Raw genomic sequence first — 20,539 nt, forward strand, 5'->3', positions numbered from 1 at the left:
TGCCGAGCTGTTTCCGAAGCTCAGGCGGCGCTTAGCCCCTCGCTGACGAACTCCAGGTGATGGTCGACGTCACCCAGATGGTGATCGAACATCACCAGGTGTCTGGCGTAGTGGGAGATTCGACACTCTTCGGTCATGCCCATGGCGCCGTGGAGCTGGATGGCCTGCTCGGCGACGAAGCGGGCCGCTTCCCCGCAGTAGGCCTTGGCTGCGGCAACGCGGTAGTCGCGCTCGTCACTGGGGCGCTCGAGGCTGGCGGCGGCGAGGATCGCCATGGACCGAGCCTGCTCCAGGTTCAGGTGCATGTCGACCATGCGATGCTGCAGCACCTGGAAGCTTGCCAGCGGGGTGCCGAACTGCCGGCGCTCCTTGAGGTAGGCCAGCGTCTGGTCGCAGGCGGCCTCCATGGCGCCCACCGCTTCGGCGCAGAGCGCGGCGCGCCCCAACGCCAATACCTCCGCCAGGGCTTCGGCGGCGTCTTCACCAAGGCGGGCGTCGTGGGGTAGGGCCACGCCCTTCAGTTGCACGTCGCTGGCGATCTGGTCGTCCAGTGTCGGATAGTCGCGTCGCTCGAGTCCCGGGCTGTCGGCAGGCACCAGGAAGACGCCGAGCGTGCCGTCGTCGACCCGGGCGCTAACCAGCAGTGCCGTGGCCGAAGGGGCCGCTATCACGACCTGCTTGGCACCCTCGATGATCCAGCCGTCCGCCTGTCGGCGGGCGCACGTGGCGATGGCGTGGGCATCGTAGCGGGCGGCGGTCTCCTGCCAGGCCAGGGCCAGTCGCAGCTCGCCTTCCAGCAACGGGGCCAGCCAGCGCTCACGCTGGGGCGCATCAGCCAGCCGGGCCAGCAGGGTGCCTGGCAGCAGCAGGCCGGCCAGGTAGGGCTCGCGCACCAGGCCACGGCCAAGCGCCTGCATCACGATCATCACGTCGATGCCGTCACCGCCCAGGCCACCGGCCTCCTCGGTAAACGGTAGTTGCAGCAGCCCCAGTTCGGCGAAGGTGCCCCACAGGGGAGAGGGCTCCCCGTGCAGGGCGTCAGTCTCGGTTGGCGCCTGGTCGGCGACCAGGCGCTCCAGGGTATCGGCGAGCATGCGCTGCTCGTCGCTGTATGCGAAGTTCATGTCAGTTCCTTACATGCCGAGTAGGGTCTTGGCGACGATGCTCTTCTGGATCTCGTTGCTGCCGCCGTAGATCGAGAGCTTGCGTCGATTGAAATACTGCGCGCCCAGGGCGGCATGCTCGGCTTCTTCGCGCTCCAGCTCCTGGTCGCCGTAGAGATGGTCGGGGAAGAAGGGCAGCGCCTGAGGGCCCAGGGCGCGCCGGGTCAGCTCACTGAGCTCCTGGCGCAGCTCCGAACCGCGGACCTTGAGCAGCGAGCTTTCGGCACCCGGCGCCCCGCCGTCGCGGGCGGCGGCGAGCACGCGAAGGTGGGTGACCTCCAGTGCCATCAGTTCGATCTCCGCCTTGACCACGCGCTGACGAAAGTGTGGCTGCTCGAGCAGCGGGCGGCCGCGATGCTGGATCTCCAAGGCCACCGACTTGAGGTGGCGCAGGGCCTGCTTGGCGTGGCCAAGCCCGGCGATGCCGGTGCGCTCATGGGTAAGCAGGAACTTGGCGCAGGTCCAGCCCTGGCCCTCTTCCCCTATACGGTTGGCGACCGGGACGCGCACCTCATCGAGGAACACCTCGTTGACCTCATGGGCGCCATCGAGGGTAATGATCGGGCGAACGCTGATGCCGGGAGTTTCCATGTCGATCAACAGGAAGCTGATACCGGCCTGCTTCTTGGCCTCGGGATCGGTGCGTACCAGGCAGAACATCATGTTGGCGTGCTGGCCCAGGGTGGTCCAGCTCTTCTGGCCGGTGACGACATACTCATCGCCGTCACGCACGGCGCGAGTGCGCAGGCTGGCCAGGTCTGAGCCGGCGCCGGGTTCGGAGTAGCCCTGGCACCACCAATCCTGGTTGGAGAGGATGCGCGGCACATAGTGGCGTTTCTGCGTCTCGCTGCCGAACTTCATGATCACCGGGGCGACCATGCTGACGCCGAAGGGCACGATGGTCGGGGCGTGGGCCGCGGCACACTCCTCTTCGAAGATGTGCCGTTCCACCGGGCCCCAGCCCGGGCCGCCATGCTCTTGCGGCCAGTTGACGCCAAGCCAGCCGCGTACACTGAGACTATCCTGCCAGCGCAGGTGATCGTCGGCGGAGAGGCGCCGCCCCAGGCGGACGCGCTCCCGGATGTCGTCGGGCAAACCGGTAGCCAGGAAGTCGCGCACTTCCCGGCGAAACGCCTGCTCCTCGGCGGTGAATTCGAGGTTCATCAGGCGTCTCCTCCGGCGGTGTGGCAGGCCTGTCGGTGGGGGCCGCCCAGGTGGCGCGGATAGCCCAGGTCCTCGATGGCGAGCAGGTCGATATCGCTATCGCGATAGGCCCAGCCACGCTCCGCCAGCATCAGGCTGGCCGCTTCCATGGCCGCCTGGGGGTTGGCGGCATCGCCGTGCGCGGCCTTTGCCAGCGTCGCCAGCAGGCTGCCCTGGCGGCTTGCCACGATGGCAAGGCGCAGCGCCTTGAGTGCATTGGCCACGGCTTGCTGCTGCCCGGCGTCGGCACGCAGGGTGACCAGCTCCGCCATGTTGCCCTCTTCAGGAACGACCAACGCCAGGTCAGCGTCGATGGCGTCAAGGGCTTCGGCTTCGGCCGGGGATAGCAGTGCGATGTGCAGGCAGGGCGCGGGGCAGGGCGTGGCGCTGCCCGGAGCGGCCAGGCAGGCCTGGGCATTGGCGTCGGGATTGTCGCTTAGATCGATGCCGGCGCGCTCGGCCTTGCCCTTGAGCTGCGCGAACAGTGGATGCTCGCCGAGCAAGGCGAGTCGTGTCAGGGCCGGTGCATCGCTGGCGTCGGGCACCTTGTGCGGCGCGCGAGCGGCAAAGAAGGCGTGGATCAGCCCGGCGCGCTGGGGCGAATCCATGCAGGCGAGGAACAGTTCGCGCTCCCGGCGCAGGCCCTCGGCCAGGCTGCCTTCGCTGCTGGCGGCGATCGCCTCGATGCAGCGGAACGGTGAATAAAGCTCGGGTACCTCTTGTTCGAGCCTGGCACGATAACGCTCGATGGCCACTGGATCGGCCGCGGGGGGTGGCAGCTCGCCGGTTACCCGCGGCGAGCGCTTGCCGGCCAGCACGTCTCGCGCCGCTGCCAGGCCGGCTTCGAGAGGGTCGTTGGTGTCCGCCAAGGCATCGACGATACCGAGTTCTAGCGCCTCGTCCGCGGCTGCGAAACGTCCGCTGGTGATCAGGTCGAGCGCCGCCGCGATGCCGGCCAGGCGTGGCAGCCGCTGGGTGCCACCGGCGCCCGGCAGCAGCCCGAGCTTGACCTCGGGCAGACCCACCCGGGTGCCGGGCAGGGCGACCCGAAGCTGGCAGCCCAGAGCGACTTCGAGCCCGCCACCGAGGGCCGTGCCGTGCAGGACGGCGACGATGGGCTTGGCGCTGGCCTCCTGATGCCTGATCACGTCCGGCAGGATCGGCGCCTGGGGCGGCTTGCCGAACTCGCGAATATCGGCACCGGCGATGAAGGTCCTGCCGCGAGCGACCAGCACCAGGACGCGAGCTTCGGGGTCTTCGTTGCCCTGTGCAATGGCCTCCACCAGGCCTTGGCGTACGGCCTGGCCCAGGGCGTTGACCGGCGGGTTGTCGATGACGATCACGCCGATATCGTCATGGCGCTGGTATGTGACCGGAGTCGTCATGGGGTGGAGCTCCCAGTATCTGGAGTGGAGGAGAACGAGTCATGCAAACGGTAGCTCATGAGTCCGTGGGCGGCGTCAGCGTCGCCGCCTGTGGCCGGGCCCGGCGCTGGCTCCAGCGCGCCAGCAGTACGGCAGGGACCAGGGCGGCAAGGGCGTAGGCGAACAGCTCGACCTGGCTGAGCGGCACCATGCCGCCACCGGGCAAGGCGAACAGCAGACCGGCCACCAGCACCAGGCCGCGGACAAGCGTCTCGCAAACGGCACCGACACCGAGTCGCCCGACACCGATCAGATACCCCTGCATGGCGGAGGCAAACAGCACGATGCCCACCAGCGCCTGTACGAAGACCAGGCCGATCTGGAGCGGCTCGCCCTGCATGATCAGCGCCGGGTTGAGCACGAACAGGAAAGGAATGAAGTAGATCACGCTACCCAGTCGCATGGCCTGCAGGCCGGTGGCCATGGGGCGCGCGCCGGCCACGGTAGCGGCGGCAAAGGCGCCCAGGGCCACCGGTGGGGTGATGAAGCTGAGCATGCCCCAATAGAGGATGAACATGTGCACCGCCATGGGGTCGAGCCCGCCGCCCTGGATCAACGCCGGGGCCAGTGCCACCGCGAGGAAGATGTAGGCGGCGGTGACGGTCATGCCGATGCCGAGCACGAAGCTGGTCAGCGCACCCATGAGCAGCAGCAGCGGCACGCTGCCACCGGCGATATGGATGAAGTCGTTGGCGATGGTGCCGGAGAGGCCGGTCATCGACAGGGCGCCGACCAGCATGCCGACGCCGGCCAGGATGGCGATCAGCTCGGCGAACAGCTTGGCCGCCGAGGAGAGCGACTCGCCCAGCTCGCGCAGCCCCCAGCGGTTGCGGCGCGAGAACTGGTTGAGCACCAGCAGCAGGGCGGTGGCATAGAAGGGAGCCACGGCTTCGCGCTGCATCACCAACAGCATCCATACCAGCAGTGCGAAGACGAAGATGAAGTACCACCCCTCCTTCAGCGTCTGCAACAGTGAGGGCAATTCAGCGGCGGGAAGCCCCTTGATATCGTGGCGCGCGGCGTAGGCATCGATCTGGATGAACAGCCCCAGGAAATAGAGAATCGAGGGAATGACCGCGGCCAGGGCGACGGCCGCATAGGGCACGTCGAGGAACATCGCCATGACGAAGGCGGTGGCGCCCATCACCGGGGGCATCAGCACCCCGCCGGTGGAGGCGCAGGCTTCCACGCCGCCGGAAAAAGAGCGGCCCATGCCGATACGACGCATGGCGGGAATCGACAGCACGCCGGTGGTCAGCACGTTGCTGATCACGCTGCCGCTCATCGAGCCCATCAGGCCGCTGGAGAAGATCGAGACCTTGGCCGGCCCACCGCGGACGTGGCCGAGCAGGGCGAAGGCCAGGTTGATGAAGAACTTGCCACCACCGCTCTTCTGCAGCACCACGCCGAACACCAGGAAGCCGATGACCAGGCCGGCGAAGGCCTGCAGCGGCACGCCCATGATGCTCTCGGTGCTCATGGTGTGGTACATGGCGGTCTCCTCCAGGGTGGAGGGGAACGCCTGGATCGGCCCGGGCACGATATCCGCGACCAAAGGGTAGAGAGAGAACAGCGACACGATGACGGCGATGGGCCAGCCGCCGGCGCGCCGGGCTGCCTCCACGATCAGAAGCCACCAGGCATAGCTGGCCAGGATGGCGATATCGGGGGCGGCAAAGGCCCAGCCGCGCTCGAGAATCGACTCGGCGTTGTAGACGAAGTAGCCGCCGACAATCAGCGTCGCCAGGCACAGCGCGTAGTCGTACCAGGGCACCGGGCGGTGTTGCAGGGACGACTTGATCGGCCACAGCAGATAGACCAGCGGCAGCAGCAGGGCCACCACGGCATAGTAGAACTGGGTCTCCAACCCGGTGATGAAGCGCAGCCAACCCGTGTTGAAGAGGTAATCCAGGGTCATCAACATCAGCAGGACTGTCACTGCGCCGGGAATCCAGCGCAATGCAGGGGGAAGCGGACGAACGTGGGTGACCTTTTCCTTGAGCTCGCGCGTCGAATCGGCAGGGGGAGTGGGGTTGGTCATGGTGGCGTCCGTGAATCGGGGAAGGGGCGGCAAGGCCGCCCCAGGTTCAGGCTGAGAGGGCGCGGCTTATTCGAACACCGGTTCGAGACCGGCGTCGCTGAGTGCCTCGGCGCGCGCCTGCATCCAGGCATCACGGAACTCATCCTCGTCTTCAGGTGCGTCGGCAATGAAGTCGCTCCAGGTGGCGACGAGCAGCTCCTGGCGCTCCACCAGCCCCTTCTGGTGCGCCTGCATCTCGTCGGTCCAGACGCCAATCTCCTCGTAGTACTCGACGACCGCATCGTGGAACGGTATGACCCACTGCAGATCCTGGTACTCGAAGGCGTAGCCCACGGCGCCGGGTGCGGCATCCTTGTAGTCGTCGTAGTTTTCCTGCAACGCCTTGATCAGGCCATAGGCCACCTTGTCGTCGAGGTCCTGATTGCCGACCACGATCGGATAGGGATAGCTGGCGCTGGGCACGGGGTTGTCGGCGCTGATGTCACCCGCGCCGGCTGTCACCTCATGGGGGCGGAAGTACGGCGCCACGGCCATCATGCGCTCCCAGCCCTCGGCATTGTCGGGGTCCAATACCGGCCAGCTGATGCCTCGAGGACTGCTTGCAAGCTGCTGCGCTGGCGGAGTCACGGTGGTGGTGAAGGAGGCATCGGCGTTGCCGGCAATGATGCCGTCGAAGGAGCGGGCATAGCCGGGAAAGTCGATGCGCTCCACGTCGTCCCAGGTCAATCCACCGAAGGCAAGGTAGGCTTCGGTGCCCTTGTTCAGGGCATCGTCCCCGCGAATATAGGCGATACGCTTGCCGGCCAGGTCAGCCGGCGTCACGACGTCGAGATCCCCGGCGACCGCCAGTGACAGGCCGAACGAAGCCGTAGAAGTGGTAATCACTCGGATGGGCTGGGGGCCCCAGTCGCGGTGAGCGAACATCATGACCCCTTCGGCACCGTAATAGCTGGCGATCCCGCAGGCGCAGAGGTCGACGCGGCCCTGCTTGAGCGGCGTCATCCGCGAGACATCGTTGTCGCCAGGCAGGATACGCACCGAGGTGCCGTAGGTATTCTGCAGCATGTTGCCGATGGCCACGGCCTGGGCGTAGCCGCTTGAATTCGTGCCGTAGGCGGTCCAGGCCATGGTGCGCGGGAGCTCGACCTCGCTTGCCTGGGCCACGCCGGCGGAGAGCAGCGAGAGCGGCAGGGCGGCGAGAATGAGTGAGCGGGAGAACTGGCGCATGGAACGACTCCTGTACAAAGCGATTGTTGTTTTGCTGTGCGGTATTTGATTCCGAAACTGCACTCGATACTAGGAAGGCGACGAGTCGGTGTCAACGCATGCTTGTCCCTGTCGCGAGGCTTGCTCGTCCGCTTGGCGGAACACAGGTGTCAACTGATTGATAAGTCGCTGGAAGAGGGGGAGAGGCGGAAGCTGCGGCGAATGCCAAAAAGCGAAACATGCGACCAAGGTATAGGCTTTTCTGGCGCAAGGAGAGGTGGTGCGTCAGTCCATGGCGTCGGAGGGGCGTGACAATTCGCGCCAGGCGGCATAGGTGCTCAGGAACACCCGGCCGGTCATGTCGTCGAGGAAGTCGCTGCGCTTGAGCTGGTCCATGACCGGGCCTTTAACCTCGGCCAGATGCAGCGTGACCCTGGAGTCGGAGAGACGCGCGTTGATGGCGTCGAGGCTCTCCAGGGCGGAGGCGTCGATCAGGTTGACCGCCGAACAGATCAATACCACGTGCTCGAGTTCGGGGCGGGTGGCGACCAGGTCGTAGACGGTATCCTCCAGGTAGCGGGCATTGGCGAAATAGAGGCTTTCATCGATGCGCAGCAGGGCCAGGTGGCTGACGGTCTCGGTGTCGTGGCGTTCGACGTTGCGGAAGTGCTCGGTGTCCGGTATGCGGCCCACCAATGCACTGTGGGGGCGGCTGGTGCGATAGAGGAACAGGCCGATGGAAAGCGCGACACCGCTGATGATGCCGGCTTCCACCCCCTCTACCAGGGTCAGCAGGATGGTCAGCGCCATGGCCGAGAAATCGCTGCGGGAGTAGCGCCAGGTTTGGCGGATCATGGGAATGTCCACCAGGGTCAGAATCGCCACGGTGATGGTGGCGGCCAGGGTGGCAATGGGCAGGTGGTAGAGGGCCGGGGTGAAGTAGAGCGTGATCGCGCCGATGCCGATGGCGGCGAAAAAGCCGGCGAGTGGCGTGCGGGCGCCCGCATCATAGTTGATCACCGTGCGTGACAGGCCTCCTGTGACGGGCATGCCGGCGGAAAAGGCCGCTGCCAGGTTGGCTCCGCCGAGCCCGATCAACTCCTGGTTGGGAGAGATGCGTTCACGCCGCCTGGCGGCGAGCATCTGCCCCATGGAGACGGACTCGACGAAACCCACCACGCTGATCAGGAAGGCCGGGATCATCAAGGCCCGCCACAGCGAGGTGTCGAAGCCGGGGAGCGTCAGGGGAGGCAGCCCACGGGGTATGTCGCCGATGACGGCCACGCCCTGTGCGGCAAGGTCGAAATACCAGGTGATCCAGGTGGTGACCACCACGGCCAGGACGGGGCCGGCCCGGGTGAGCAGGTCGGCCAGGTTGCCGGGCAGGCCGAGCCCCCGCAACGCCCGCTTGCCGCGCAGCCGCAGCAGGACCAGAAACAGCAGGCAGCCGCCCCCCAGGGCCAGGGTGGGCAGGTGGACTTCCGGTAACCCGGTGACCAGCTCCGAGACGCGCGGCAACAGCGCGGTGGAACTGGCGTCGATACCCAGCAGGTGGCCGGCCTGGCTGGCCGCGATCAGGATGCCGGAAGCGGACAGGAAACCGGCGATTACCGGGTGGCTCAGGAAGTTGGCCAGAAAGCCCATGCGCAGCATCCCCATGACCACCAGCATCAACCCGGAGAGCAGGGACAGCACCAGGGCCGCCTGGAGATAGGCCGCGCTGCCGGGTGCGGCGACCCCGCTCAGGGCCGCCCCTGTCATCAGCGCAATGATGGCAACAGGGCCCACGGCAAGCGTTCGACTGGTGCCAAGCAGGGTATAGGCCAGCAGCGGAAGCAGGCTGGCGTAAAGGCCCACCACCGGCGGCAGGCCGGCAAGAATGGCATAGGCCAGTGACTGCGGTATCACCATCATGGTGACGATCGCTCCGGCCAGCAGATCGGCGCCGCACAGCCGGCGGTTGTAGTGAGGAAGCCACGTCAGTATCGGCAGGTAGCGCTTGAGCATCCGTTCTCTTCGAGGTTGAGTGTCTGGGCCGGCAGGAGGCGTAGAGCACCAGACTAAACGATATTGGTGCAAGGGTTGAGACTTGGTTAGCATCAGGTGAAATAAAACCGAACGTTTCTTCGAACCGACAGGACACGCCATGAAGCCCGAGACCATCGCCCTGCACCACGGCTACTCACCCGACGACCAGCATGCCGTGGCCGTTCCTATCCACCAGACCACCTCGTTTTCCTTCGACAACGCCCAGCATGCGGCCGACCTGTTCGATCTCAAGGTCGAGGGAAACATCTATTCTCGCATCATGAATCCAACCTGTGCGGTGCTTGAGCAGCGCGTCGCTGCACTGGAAGGCGGTATCGCCGGCCTGGCGGTCGCCTCCGGCATGGCCGCGATCACCTATGCCATCCAGACCATCGCCGAGGCCGGTGACAATATCGTCTCCATCAGCGAACTGTATGGCGGCACCTACAACCTGTTTGCGCATACCTTGCCGCGCCAGGGCATCGAGGTGCGCTTCGCCGACAAGGATGACATCGAGGGCATCGCGTCGCTGATCGATGCGCGGACCAAGGCCGTCTTCTGCGAAAGCGTTGGCAACCCGTCCGGCAGCGTTGTCGACATGGCGCGCCTGACCGAGGCCGCCCATCGCCATGGCGTTCCGGTGATCGTGGACAACACCGTGCCCACCCCCTTCCTGTGGCGGCCGATAGAGCAGGGGGCGGACATCGTCATCCACTCCGCGACCAAGTATATCGGCGGCCATGGCACCACGGTTGGCGGCGTCATCGTCGATTCCGGCAGGTTCCCCTGGGCCGATCATCCGCAGCGCTTCCCGCTGCTCAACGAGCCCGACGTCTCCTATCATGGGGTGAGCTATACCCGCGACGTCGGCGAAGCCGCCTTCATCGCCCGTGCACGGGTGGTGCCGCTGCGGAACATGGGGGCGGCACTGTCGGCCCAGGCGGCGTGGAATCTCCTGCAGGGTCTGGAAACGCTGTCGCTGCGGATCGAGCGTATCTGCGCCAATGCGCGGAAGGTGGCCGAGTACCTGGAGGGACATCCGGCGGTGAACTGGGTCCAGTACGCCGGTCTTCCCGCTCACAAGGATCATGAGCTCGCCCAGCGCTACATGGACGGCCATGCCTCGGGCATTCTCAGCTTCGGCATCCAGGGCGGCCGCGAGGCGGGGGCGCGCTTCTACGACGCGCTGGGCATGATCCTGCGCCTGGTCAACATCGGCGACGCCAAGACCTGCTCGTCGATTCCCGCATCGACTACTCACCGCCAGCTGAATGACGAGGAAATGATCGCCGCCGGCGTGACACCCGACATGGTGCGCCTCTCCATCGGCATCGAGCATATCGATGATATTATCGCCGATCTGGAGCAGGCGCTCGCCGCCAGTCAGGCCTGACGGCGTGGGCGCCCCTGCATGGGGCGGCCCACCCCACAGTCGGTATATCCTGAGGCATAACTTCATTATATCGGCTGATGTGTCATCGACTTGAGTTGTGCTTTGGTCTCTCAGGCCAAAGTGGTGATGCGAATGCCACTCGCAAGACGCTAATCTCTGATTATTCCCAATAACAAAGAGAAAAGGCGTCATGCGGATACTGATGTTTCTGTTAGCCGCGGTCTCTCTTGCCGCGGGCGTTTTCGTATTGAACGATCTCGGCTCAGGATGGCAGCTCTACCTGGGCCTGGGTCTCGGCGTCCTGGCCGGCAGCCTCTTGTCGCTGATCGGGCTGGCCAATGTCTATGGAGCCAATGCCGCAGCCCTGGAGACGCAGGGCATCAAGGCCTGGCTGCCGGCCACACGGGATTACCTCTCATTGCGGCGCATGGCCCATGGCCTGATACGCCAGGCCAGCAACACCGCGATCGCCTCCGCCGAAGTGTCGCATCATGCCGACCGCATGGATCAGCGCCTCGAGCGCCAGGGGCACACGGTGCGCGAGGCCTCCGCCAGCATGGCCTCGATCACTTCTGCCATCGAACAGGTGGCAGCCAGTGCGGCCAACGTGGCGAATCTTGCCAGCCGCTCCCGGGATGCCAGCCATGTCAGTCGTGAAGCGCTTGGCCAGGTCATCGAGGAGATGCAGGCGCTGGCCGAGCGTTCGGAAGAGGCGCTGGAACTGCTCAACATGCTGAGCCAGAAGGCCGACAGCGTGCGCCACGTCACCTCGCTGATCGAGGAGATCGCCGAACAGACCAATCTGCTGTCACTGAATGCCTCGATCGAGGCGGCCCGTGCCGGCGAGCACGGTCGTGGCTTTGCCGTGGTGGCCGGTGAGGTGCGCCAGCTGGCGGGGCGTACGGCGGATGCCACCCGCAACGTCGAAGCCCTGGTCGGTGATATCGGGGACAGCAGCCATCGCGTGGTCGATACCATCGGTCATCTGATGCAGCGCGTCGGTGATCGTGCCAAGGAGATGAGCAAGGTCGGTGAACAGCTCACCGAGATGACCGGCAACTTCGATCAGGTCGAAAGCGAGATCCGCTCCATTGCCGAGGCCATGGACGATACCAACCGGCACTCCCAGCGAGTGGCAGGAACGCTGACGACCCTGGAGGGTGAGACCGAGCAGGGCACCCACGATATGCATGGCCTTGCAAGCCAGGCCCGCTCGCTCATGGAGGGGGCGGAAGCCGTCGATGGGGCGCTGGCGCAACAGCGGCTGGAAGGGCGTCACCAGCAGGTATTCGAGGCGGCACGACAGGCCGCGGCCAAGCTCGGCTCACTGCTCGATTCGGCCATCAAGCGCGGTGAGCTCGACGAGCAGACCCTTTTCCAAGCCACCTACACCCCGATACCCGATACCAATCCCCCGCAGTACATGACCGGTTTCGTCAGCTATACGGACGAACACTTTCCGGCCATCCAGGAGCCGCTGTTGGAGCGTCTGGGGGTGGCCTACGCCATCGGCATCGACCGCCGCGGCTACATACCGACGCATAACCAGAACGTCAGCCAGCCGCCCCGGGGCGACTATGACCACGATCTCAAGTTCTGCCGCAACCGACGGATCTACGAAGACCCCACCGGTCAGCGCTGCGGTTCCCATGAAAAAACGCTGCTGTTGCAGACCTACAAGCGTGACACCGGCGAGATCATGCACGACCTCTCGGTGCCGATCTACGTGGGTGGCAAGCACTGGGGTGGTTTCCGTGTCGGCTACAAGCCCGAAGCGGCCTGATCGTTGCTGGCGCTAGCCGGTCATTTCGACTGGCTCCCTGCTGGAGCCAGTGGTGGCCGGGAACGGGTATGCCACGCCGACCAGGAATACAGCGCCAGGCTGGTCCAGATCAACACGAAGGTGGCCAGCTGGACCGGGGAGAGCGGCTCGCGAAACACCAGCAGTGCGATGAAAAACTGAATGGTGGGGTTGAGATACATCAGAAAGCCGAGCGTCGCCAGGCGCAGCCGTCGCGCGGCACCGGCGAAAGCGAGCAGGGGCAGGGCGGTGATCACCCCGCTGGCTATCAACAGCAGGGTCGTGCGAGGCGCGTCGAGAAAATGGGATAGCTCGGCCATCGAAAGCCAGGAGAGCGCCATCAGCCCCAGGGGCAGGAGCAGCAGGGTTTCCACGAAGAGGCCGGAAAGGCCGTCCAAGGGCACCTGCTTGCGCAGCAGGCCGTAGGTGCCGAAGGAGAGCGCAAGGGTCAGGCTGATCCATGGCAGCTCCCCCAGCAGCACCAGCTGTATCACGATGGCCGTCGCGGCAAGCAGTACGGCCAGGCTCTGCAGCCCCGCCATGCGTTCGCGTAGTACCAGCATGCCGAGCGCGACATTGACCAGCGGCGTGAGAAAGTAGCCCAGGCTTGCCTGGAAGACCTGGCGGGTCTCCACGGCATAGATATAGAGTCCCCAATTGATCGCAATCAACACGGCGCAGCCGAGTACTCGACCGAGCCGCCTGGGTTCGGCCAGCGCCTGGCGTATCGGGTGCCAGCGCTTCATCACCGTGACAAGCCCCACCAGGAAGAGACACGACCAGATGACGCGGTGAATCAGGACCTCGAAGGCGGGCACACCCTGGAACAGGGCGAAGAACAGCGGAAAACAGCCCCACATCACATAGGCGGTAAGCCCGAAGGCAACACCCTTGGCGGCTTCAGGGTCGGAGAGGGGCTTGGTGAACATTCCATCGTCTCTTGGTGAAAGCAATAACTTAGCAGGCTATTTGTCTCTTTTCCATGGCGGCGAGCGCTGGCTGACGGCGCAGCCCTGCTGAGTTAGGCTGTGAAGATGGCGATTCACCCAAGGGAAGCCGAGATGACCGATTTGCGTACGACACTGGTGCAGTGCGACCTGCGCTGGGAAGACCCGGATGCCAACTGCCGCATGCTGGAAGAGGAATTGGGCGAACTCGATGGTTCGCAGACCGACCTGATCGTATTGCCGGAGATGTTCTCCACCGGCTTCACCATGAACTCGCGTGAAATGGCCGAGCCCATGGAGGAGAGCCGCGCCGTGGCCTGGATCCAGCAGCAGGCCATCGATCGTGGCTGTGTGGTGACCGGGAGCGTAGCCGTGGTGGAAGGCGAGCACTATTACAATCGTCTCATCTGGGCACGTCCGGATGGCAGCCGCGCCCATTACGACAAGCGCCACCTGTTTCGTATGGCCGGCGAGCACGAGCGCTACTCCATGGGCCACGAGCGTGTGATCGTCACGTTGAAGGGCTTTCGCATCCTGCTGAGCGTCTGTTACGACCTGCGCTTCCCCGTCTGGCTGCGTCAACAACCCGCCGCGAATGAGCATTTCGAATACGATGCCCTGCTCTGCGTGGCCAACTGGCCCGCCCCGCGGCGCCATCCCTGGCGCATCCTGCTCCAGGCGCGGGCTATCGAGAACCTCTGCCCGGTGATCGGCGTCAATCGTGTCGGCGAAGATGCCAATGGCATGGCTTACGCCGGCGACTCGATGCTGGTGGACTTCAAGGGAGAGGCGATGATCGACGAGCCCCGGGACCAGCCCTTCATCAAGACGGGGGTGCTTTCCCGGGATGCGCTCGATGCCTTCCGCGAGAAATTTCCGGCGTGGCGGGATGCCGATCATTTCAATGTCGCCGATGGGGTGGGTTTCTGATGCGGCTGGACCGATTTCTTTCCGAGACTACCGACTTGACCCGCAGCCTGGCGAAGAAGGCACTGCACCGGGGCGAGGTCACCGTCAATGGCGAGGTGATCAAGCAGCCCGCGCTTCAGGTGGGCGAGCAGGACCGGGTGCTCTGGGAGGATGAGCCCCTGGTGCTGGTCGGACTGCGCTATATCATGTTGAACAAGCCGGCTGGCGTGGAGTGCACCGCCCGGCATGGATTATATCCTCGGGCAATCGACCTGATCGACCTGCCCAAGGCCGATCGCCTGCAGACGGTGGGGCGGCTCGATGTCGACACTACCGGCATGGTCCTGCTGACCGACGACGGGCAGTGGTCTCATCGTGTCACGTCGCCCCGCAAGCGCTGTGGCAAGGTCTACCGGGTCACCCTGGCTGAGCCGCTCGAGGGTGAGGCGCTGGAGCGCGCCGTGGCCTGCTTTGCCGAAGGGCTCCTGCTCGACGGGGAGGAGAAACCGACGCAGCCCGCCGAGCTGGCCATGCTGACCCCTGTCGACGCCGAGCTGACGCTCTACGAGGGAAAATATCATCAGGTAAAGCGCATGTTCGGCGCTATCGGTAACCGTGTGGAAGCGCTTCACCGGGCAGCCATCGGGCCGTTGAGCCTCGGCGAGCTGGCGCCAGGTGAGTGGCGGGAGCTGACTGACGTGGAGGTGGCGGCCTTTCTCTGAACTCAGGACGCGGCGTAGGTTTCGAAGCGGTCTCGGCCGCGTTGCTTGGCGCGGTAGAGCGCCTGGTCGGCTAGCCGAATCAATTCCACGGGATCGTCGGTATGATCGGGGTAGGTGGCGATACCGCAAGAGAGGCTGACGCGGCCCAGTTCCTTTTCGCCATGCATAAAGCGTTGGTCACGCATCGACACGAGGAACCGTTCGATGCGATCCGTCGCCTCGGCGGACGTGGCGCCCGGCATGACGACAACGAACTCCTCACCGCCCAACCGACAGACCGCATCGTCTTCGCGGAAATAGTCACTGAGTAGTTTTCCCATGGTCATGAGTACGGTATCGCCGGCCTCATGGCCATGGAGATCATTGAAATGCTTGAAATGGTCAATATCGAGCATGACCAGGGTCACAGGCTTCCCCCGCCGGGCGATCGCGGCCTCCTGCTGGAACATCTCGTCGAAGTGGCGCCGGTTCTTCAGCCCCGTCAAGGGGTCCTGATAGGAGAAGGCGAGCAGCTTCTCGACCATCTTCTGGAGCGCCTGGGTACGCTCTTCCACTTGCTGCTCGAGACGCTGATTGAGCCGAACCAGCTCAGTCTGGGTGCGAGAGTAGTGGCGTATTGAAATCGCCACGAGAGTCAGGCTGAAGGCCAGGGCGCCGGCGCTGACCGGCACGCGGGCCCAGGGCAGCAGCCCGTGAGCCACGGCCATGTCGATCAGCAGGAGCAGCCCGAACAGCGCATAGGTGGCGACGATCCATCGCTGCTCGCCATTGAGCGCGCTCACTCGCAGCGCAAGGATGATGAACAGGGATGGCAGGGTGATGGCCAGCAGGACATCGTAAACGGGAAAGGTGCTGGAAAGATTGACGGCCCCACTCATGGCTAGCGTCAACGCTGCCACGAGGTAGGCGAGATGGAGTTGCCATAATAGACGGATCCAGCGTGAGTGCCGTGAATCGAACCAGTGCTCGAGCAGCAGTCCTATACCGATCGGTAACGCATAATAGCCAGCGGCTGCCAGGTAGTCCCACAACAGCGGCAGGTTCAGCAGCAGCTGGCTGGCCTGGGTCTCGGCAAGAATCATGATGCCGGAGGCGAAAGAGAAGAGGCCGATACCGGCAAAGCTGCGTCGCCTGGAGTGGATCAAGGCAAAGACGCCGGCCAGCAAGGCAAGAAGCAGGGAGAAGGCACTGATCACCAGATCGACGGCTGAATTCGTGAGTATGAATTGCCAGAGGTCGGGGCGGTCCATGAGCTTCACCTCGCCCCACAGGCCGATATCGGTATAGTTGGAGAAGATCCGGAAATAGAGCGGCTTGTTGGCGAAATCCTCCGGCAGGCTGATCATATGCCAAGGCCAACCTTCGAAGCGCCCCTTGCCCTGTTCATCGAAATGACCGTACTGGTAGATCAATTCCGATTCCAGGTAGACCTGTACGATCAGATCGACACTGTAGATATAAAGCACGGGATCACGCCATTCGCCCGAAGGCAGGGTGATGCGGAACCAGGCATTACTTTCGCCATCTCGGCCCGGCGGATTGGAAGGGAAGTCGATCGCCTGCCACGCCTCCGTGGCTTCTTCCTGGGTCCACGTGGGCGTGCCATCGGCTTGCAGCGGCGAATCCCCCCAGCGGTACTCCCAACCCGCATCGAGATCCAGCGGCGCCGTGGAGGCGAGAAGAAGCTGTGGTGTGATAGCAAGCAGCAGCGCCCAGAGCAGGGAAAGGGAGAGTCTCATAGGCATCACTTGGGGCAGGAAGGCAGGCCACAGTATAGAGCAACAATTCGTCGAAACCGCCTTCGTTGTTCACAAGGTGGTACGTAATTATCAACGCTGGATTGGACGGGCCATGCTATTTATACCGTTATCTTCCTGTCAGCCGCCTCCTGGCCCTGACCTCGCAAAGCGCTCATGCGTACAGGACGGTAAGCACCGTCTCAGGCGTCAGGACGAAGTCCCGCCGCCTTGACCAGCGCCCGCGTGTAGTCGCTGGTGGGGTTCTCGAGTACATCCTGGCAGTTGCCTTCCTCAATCAGCTCACCGTCCTTCAGCACCATCACCCGGTGGGCCATGGCACGCACGACAGCAAGGTCATGGCTGATGAAGAGGTAGCTCAATTCCCTGCGAGTCTGCAGGTCGCGAAGCAGTTCCACGAGTTGCTTCTGTACGGTTCGATCAAGCGCCGAAGTCGGCTCGTCGAGTATCACCAGGTCGGGTTCGAGAATGAGCGCCCGAGCCACGGCGATGCGCTGGCGCTGGCCTCCCGAAAACTCATGGGGGTAGCGTGCGGCACAATCGGCGGGTAGGCCGACCTCGTGGAGCGTGGCTTGAACCCGTTGCAGGACCTCGCTGTCCGTAAGCTTGGGATAGTGGAAGCGCAGTCCCTCACTGACGATTTCCGAGACTGGCAGGCGTGGGGATAGCGAGCCATAGGGGTCCTGGAAGACGACCTGGAAGCGGCGTCGACGCTTGCGCAGGGCGTTACCGCTCAAGCGGTCGAGACGTTCGCCGCCGAAGTCGATCTCGCCGTCACAGGGCGTGAGTCGCAGTAGCGCCATGGCCAGGGTGGTCTTGCCGGAGCCTGATTCACCGACGATGCCCAGGGTCTCGCCGGGGGCGATGTGCAGGTCCACCGGCTTGACCGCCACGAAGGCTGGCGGACGCTTGGCGAACAGCCGCCTTGGTCGCTGGAAACTGACCGTCACACCGCGTGCGCTGATCAGCGGGGCGCCGGCCGGCACCGGCGAGGGGTGCCCGGCGGGTTCGGCATCCAGCAGGGTGCGGGTATAGTCGCTACGAGGTGAGTGGAAGACCTCGGAAACCGGACCGGTCTCCTGCTCCCGGCCGTTGTAGAGCACGCAGACCCGGTCGGCATGCCGACGAACCAGGTTGAGGTCATGGGTGATGAAGAGCATGCCCATGCCGTGGCGATCGCGCAGCTCGGCGAGCAGGGCGAGAATCTCCTGCTGAACGGTGACGTCGAGCGCGGTGGTGGGCTCGTCGGCGATCAGCAGTTCGGGGTCGTTGGCAATGGCCATGGCGATCATCACCCGCTGTCGCTGGCCGCCGGAGAGCTGGTGTGGCCAGGCGTCCAGCAGCTCATCGGGGCGTGGCAGTTTCACCTGCTCCAGCAGCTTGCGCGTGCGTTCGCGTGCCGCCCGGCCGGATAGTCCCTGATGCAGCCGCAGTGTCTCCCCGATCTGCTTGGCTACGGTGTGCAGCGGGTTGAGCGACGTCATCGGTTCCTGAAAGATGAAACCGACACGCCCACCACGAAGCCCCTGCCAGTCGCGCTTCCTGAGGCGGGTCAGGTCAGTTTCGCCCAGCCAGCGGCCACCCTCCACCTGAGCATTGTCGGGTAGCAGGTTCATGGCGCCCAGCGCCGATACCGACTTGCCGGAACCGGATTCGCCCACCAGGGCGAGAGTTTCGCCACGCCGCACCTCGAGGGACAGCTCCTGCAATACCGGAACGCCGTTGAACGCGATGGTCAGCTTGTCGAAACGCAGCAAGTCTCGTGAATGCGATTCAGGCATTGGGCTGAGTCCTGGTCTGGGGAGTGGCACTCGGGGCGTGTTGGATATGGCGCGGATCGAAGGCATCGCGCAGCCCCTCGCCGATGAAGACGAGCAGCGACAGCATCAGCGACAGGCTGACGAAGGCGGTGATCCCAAGCCATGGGGCGTGCAGGTTGTTCTTGCCCTGGGCCACCAGCTCACCCAGCGATGGTGAGCCGGGCGGCAGGCCGAAGCCGAGGAAATCCAGGGCGGTCAATGTGGTGATGGCACCGGTGAACAGGAAGGGAATGAAGGTCAGTGTCGCCACCATGGCGTTGGGGAGGACGTGACGCCACATGATCAGGCGCGAGGGCAGGCCCATGGCCTTGGCGGCACGCACATACTCCAGGTTGCGTGCCCGCAGGAACTCGGCGCGTACCACGTCCACCAGTCCCAGCCAGGAGAACAGCAGCATGATGCCCAGCAGCCACCAGAAGCCGGGCTGCACCAGGCTGGCCAGGATGATCAGGAGAAACAGTACCGGCAGTCCCGACCAGATCTCTGTCAGCCGTTGGCCGACCAGGTCGGTCTTGCCGCCAAAGTAGCCCTGTATGCCACCGATGAGCACGCCCATCACCAGGGAGCCGGCAGTCAGCACCAGGGCGAAGAACACCGACAAGCGGAAACCATAGATGACCCGGGCCAGGACATCGCGTCCCTGGTCATCGGTGCCCAGCCAATGCCGCCTGTCGGGGGGCGATGGCGAAGGACGCATCATCTGCATGTCCAGGGTCTGGTAGGAGAACGGGATCGGTGGCCAGAGAGCCCAGCCGTGATCCTCGATCTGCGCCTGTATGAACGGGTCGTGGTAGTCGGTGCGTGTCGGCAGGAAGCCGCCGAACTCGGTTTCGGGGTAATCCACCAGCAGGGGGGCATACCACTGCCCATCGAACTGCATCACGATGGGCTTGTCGTTGGCGATCAGCTCGGCGAGGAGGCTGAGGCCAAACAGTACCAGGAAGATCAGCAGCGATACCCGCGCCCGGCGGTTCTGGCGGAAGACGCTGATGCGTCGCCGGGCGATGGGGGAGAGCTTGGAGGTGAACGCAAGGGTCATTGGCTCAGGACTCCCGGGTCTCGAAATCGATACGTGGATCCACCCAGACATAGGTGAGGTCGGAAATCAGCTTGAGGATCAGCCCGATCAGGGTATAGAGGAACAGCGTGCCGAAGATCACCGGATAGTCGCGCTGCATTACCGCTTCGAACCCCAGGAGCCCCAGCCCCTCCAGTGAGAAGATCACCTCGATCAACAGCGAGCCCGTAAAGAAGATCGTGATCAGCGCGCCGGGCATGCCGGCGATGATGATCAGCATGGCGTTGCGGAACACGTGGCCATAGAGTGTCCGACGGTCACTGGCGCCCTTGGCTCGGGCGGTGAGCACGTACTGCTTGTGGATCTCGTCGAGGAAGCTGTTCTTGGTCAGCATGGTCAGGGTGGCGAAGCTGCCAACGGTCATGGCCACCACCGGCAGGGTAATGTGCCAGAAGTAATCCTTGATCTTGCCCCAGGTGGAGAGCTCGTGAAAATCCGGCGAGGTGAGGCCGCGAAGGGGGAACAGGTCCCAGTAGCTGCCCCCTGCAAACAGCACGATGAGCAGGATGGCGAACAGAAAGCCGGGGATGGCGTAACCCACGATTACCAGCCCCGAGGTCCAGACGTCGAACCGTGATCCATGATGCAGCGCTTTGCGGATACCCAGCGGAATCGATATCAGGTAGACCAGCAGCGTGGTCCAGAGGCCGAGGGATATCGACACCGGCAATCGCTCGATCATCAGTTCGACGACCGGCCGGTCACGGAAGAAGCTATTGCCGAAGTCAAAGGTGGCATAGTCGCGCATCATCCCCAGGAAGCGGATATGGGCGGGCTTGTCGAAACCGAACTGCTGCTCGAGTTGTTCGATGAAGCGTGGGTCCACGCCGCGAGCACCGCGTGATTCGTCCCGTACCACGACGTCGCCGCCGCCGGCATCGAGGCGGGTGCTGGACATGGCGTCGATACCCTCGAAGCGCGCCATCATCTGGTCGATGGGCCCGCCCGGGGCGGCCTGCACGATGATGAAATTGAGCAGCATGATCCCGATCAGGGTCGGGATCATAAGCAGCAGTCGGCGCAGGATGTAGCGGCTCACGATGGGGT

The 20,539-nt window shown here is 64.3% G+C and carries 15 protein-coding genes; 4 read left to right on the forward strand and 11 right to left on the reverse strand.

Features of this window, described 5'->3' with window-relative positions; all coding sequences use genetic code 11:
- Positions 1-20: 20 nt before the first annotated feature.
- The 6 genes from LY622_RS02530 to LY622_RS02555 all read right to left on the reverse strand — a co-directional run bounded on the left by LY622_RS02530 (position 21) and on the right by LY622_RS02555 (position 9,044).
- Complete coding sequence (locus LY622_RS02530; protein WP_234289447.1) at positions 21-1,124, reverse strand: acyl-CoA dehydrogenase family protein; 1,104 nt, start codon at positions 1,122-1,124, stop codon at positions 21-23.
- Positions 1,125-1,133: 9 nt separating this feature from the next.
- Positions 1,134-2,327 carry an acyl-CoA dehydrogenase family protein gene (locus tag LY622_RS02535; protein WP_234289448.1) on the reverse strand — a complete coding sequence of 398 codons (1,194 nt, stop codon included), beginning with the start codon at positions 2,325-2,327 and terminating at the stop codon, positions 1,134-1,136.
- Complete coding sequence (locus LY622_RS02540) at positions 2,327-3,751, reverse strand: enoyl-CoA hydratase/isomerase family protein (protein WP_234289449.1); 1,425 nt, start codon at positions 3,749-3,751, stop codon at positions 2,327-2,329. The genes LY622_RS02535 and LY622_RS02540 overlap by 1 nt, the downstream gene beginning before the upstream one ends.
- 55 nt (positions 3,752-3,806) lie before the next feature.
- Positions 3,807-5,831: a TRAP transporter permease gene (locus LY622_RS02545; protein WP_234289450.1), complete on the reverse strand. Its 2,025-nt coding sequence runs from the start codon at positions 5,829-5,831 to the stop codon at positions 3,807-3,809.
- A 66-nt stretch (positions 5,832-5,897) separates the two neighbouring features.
- Complete coding sequence (locus LY622_RS02550; protein WP_234289451.1) at positions 5,898-7,058, reverse strand: TAXI family TRAP transporter solute-binding subunit; 1,161 nt, start codon at positions 7,056-7,058, stop codon at positions 5,898-5,900.
- Between the two features lie 264 nt (positions 7,059-7,322).
- Positions 7,323-9,044 (reverse strand): SulP family inorganic anion transporter, encoded by a 1,722-nt coding sequence (locus LY622_RS02555; protein WP_234289452.1) that lies wholly within the window; start codon positions 9,042-9,044, stop codon positions 7,323-7,325.
- Positions 9,045-9,183: 139 nt separating this feature from the next.
- On the opposite strand from LY622_RS02555, the gene LY622_RS02560 reads away from it, so the two are divergent.
- Together LY622_RS02560 and LY622_RS02565 are read left to right on the forward strand one after the other, a co-directional pair.
- Positions 9,184-10,458, forward strand: coding sequence for an O-acetylhomoserine aminocarboxypropyltransferase/cysteine synthase family protein (locus LY622_RS02560; RefSeq protein WP_234289453.1), 1,275 nt, complete (start codon positions 9,184-9,186; stop codon positions 10,456-10,458).
- Between the two features lie 190 nt (positions 10,459-10,648).
- Complete coding sequence (locus LY622_RS02565; protein ID WP_234289454.1) at positions 10,649-12,241, forward strand: methyl-accepting chemotaxis protein; 1,593 nt, start codon at positions 10,649-10,651, stop codon at positions 12,239-12,241.
- Positions 12,242-12,261: 20 nt separating this feature from the next.
- Here the strand turns inward: LY622_RS02565 and rarD are convergent, their stop codons facing one another.
- Positions 12,262-13,188 (reverse strand): EamA family transporter RarD, encoded by a 927-nt coding sequence (gene rarD, locus LY622_RS02570; RefSeq protein ID WP_234289455.1) that lies wholly within the window; start codon positions 13,186-13,188, stop codon positions 12,262-12,264.
- 132 nt (positions 13,189-13,320) lie between these two features.
- Here rarD and LY622_RS02575 point away from each other — a divergent pair, with 132 nt between their 5' ends.
- Positions 13,321-14,136 carry an amidohydrolase gene (locus tag LY622_RS02575; RefSeq protein ID WP_234289456.1) on the forward strand — a complete coding sequence of 272 codons (816 nt, stop codon included), beginning with the start codon at positions 13,321-13,323 and terminating at the stop codon, positions 14,134-14,136.
- Positions 14,136-14,837, forward strand: a complete 702-nt coding sequence (locus LY622_RS02580; protein ID WP_234289457.1) for a pseudouridine synthase — start codon at positions 14,136-14,138, stop codon at positions 14,835-14,837. Before LY622_RS02575 ends, LY622_RS02580 begins: the two co-directional genes overlap by 1 nt.
- Before the next feature lie 2 nt (positions 14,838-14,839).
- Here LY622_RS02580 and LY622_RS02585 read toward each other — a convergent pair whose 3' ends face one another.
- From LY622_RS02585 to LY622_RS02600, 4 genes are all read right to left on the reverse strand, one after another.
- Positions 14,840-16,576, reverse strand: coding sequence for a GGDEF domain-containing protein (locus LY622_RS02585; protein WP_234289458.1), 1,737 nt, complete (start codon positions 16,574-16,576; stop codon positions 14,840-14,842).
- Between the two features lie 200 nt (positions 16,577-16,776).
- A complete protein-coding gene (locus tag LY622_RS02590; RefSeq protein ID WP_234289459.1) occupies positions 16,777-18,375 on the reverse strand; it encodes an ABC transporter ATP-binding protein in 1,599 nt (532 codons plus the stop codon).
- Complete coding sequence (locus LY622_RS02595) at positions 18,368-19,453, reverse strand: ABC transporter permease (protein WP_234289460.1); 1,086 nt, start codon at positions 19,451-19,453, stop codon at positions 18,368-18,370. Before LY622_RS02595 ends, LY622_RS02590 begins: the two co-directional genes overlap by 8 nt.
- Before the next feature lie 4 nt (positions 19,454-19,457).
- A complete protein-coding gene (locus tag LY622_RS02600; RefSeq protein ID WP_234282708.1) occupies positions 19,458-20,531 on the reverse strand; it encodes a microcin C ABC transporter permease YejB in 1,074 nt (357 codons plus the stop codon).
- Positions 20,532-20,539: the final 8 nt, after the last annotated feature.

It is taken from the genome of Halomonas alkalisoli, assembly GCF_021412585.1.
GTDB classification, from domain to species: Bacteria; Pseudomonadota; Gammaproteobacteria; order Pseudomonadales; family Halomonadaceae; genus Halomonas; species Halomonas alkalisoli.

Bases quoted from the DNA above. Each gene is read 5' to 3' on its own strand.
- LY622_RS02585 (WP_234289458.1), bottom strand. From the start codon at position 16,576: ATGAGACTCTCCCTTTCCCTGCTCTGGGCGCTGCTGCTTGCTATCACA.
- LY622_RS02560 (WP_234289453.1), top strand. From the start codon at position 9,184: ATGAAGCCCGAGACCATCGCCCTGCACCACGGCTACTCACCCGACGAC.
- LY622_RS02530 (WP_234289447.1), bottom strand. From the start codon at position 1,124: ATGAACTTCGCATACAGCGACGAGCAGCGCATGCTCGCCGATACCCTG.
- LY622_RS02595 (WP_234289460.1), bottom strand. From the start codon at position 19,453: ATGACCCTTGCGTTCACCTCCAAGCTCTCCCCCATCGCCCGGCGACGC.
- LY622_RS02590 (WP_234289459.1), bottom strand. From the start codon at position 18,375: ATGCCTGAATCGCATTCACGAGACTTGCTGCGTTTCGACAAGCTGACC.
- LY622_RS02580 (WP_234289457.1), top strand. From the start codon at position 14,136: ATGCGGCTGGACCGATTTCTTTCCGAGACTACCGACTTGACCCGCAGC.
- LY622_RS02535 (WP_234289448.1), bottom strand. From the start codon at position 2,327: ATGAACCTCGAATTCACCGCCGAGGAGCAGGCGTTTCGCCGGGAAGTG.
- LY622_RS02575 (WP_234289456.1), top strand. From the start codon at position 13,321: ATGACCGATTTGCGTACGACACTGGTGCAGTGCGACCTGCGCTGGGAA.
- LY622_RS02540 (WP_234289449.1), bottom strand. From the start codon at position 3,751: ATGACGACTCCGGTCACATACCAGCGCCATGACGATATCGGCGTGATC.
- LY622_RS02555 (WP_234289452.1), bottom strand. From the start codon at position 9,044: ATGCTCAAGCGCTACCTGCCGATACTGACGTGGCTTCCTCACTACAAC.
- LY622_RS02545 (WP_234289450.1), bottom strand. From the start codon at position 5,831: ATGACCAACCCCACTCCCCCTGCCGATTCGACGCGCGAGCTCAAGGAA.
- LY622_RS02565 (WP_234289454.1), top strand. From the start codon at position 10,649: ATGCGGATACTGATGTTTCTGTTAGCCGCGGTCTCTCTTGCCGCGGGC.
- rarD (WP_234289455.1), bottom strand. From the start codon at position 13,188: ATGTTCACCAAGCCCCTCTCCGACCCTGAAGCCGCCAAGGGTGTTGCC.
- LY622_RS02550 (WP_234289451.1), bottom strand. From the start codon at position 7,058: ATGCGCCAGTTCTCCCGCTCACTCATTCTCGCCGCCCTGCCGCTCTCG.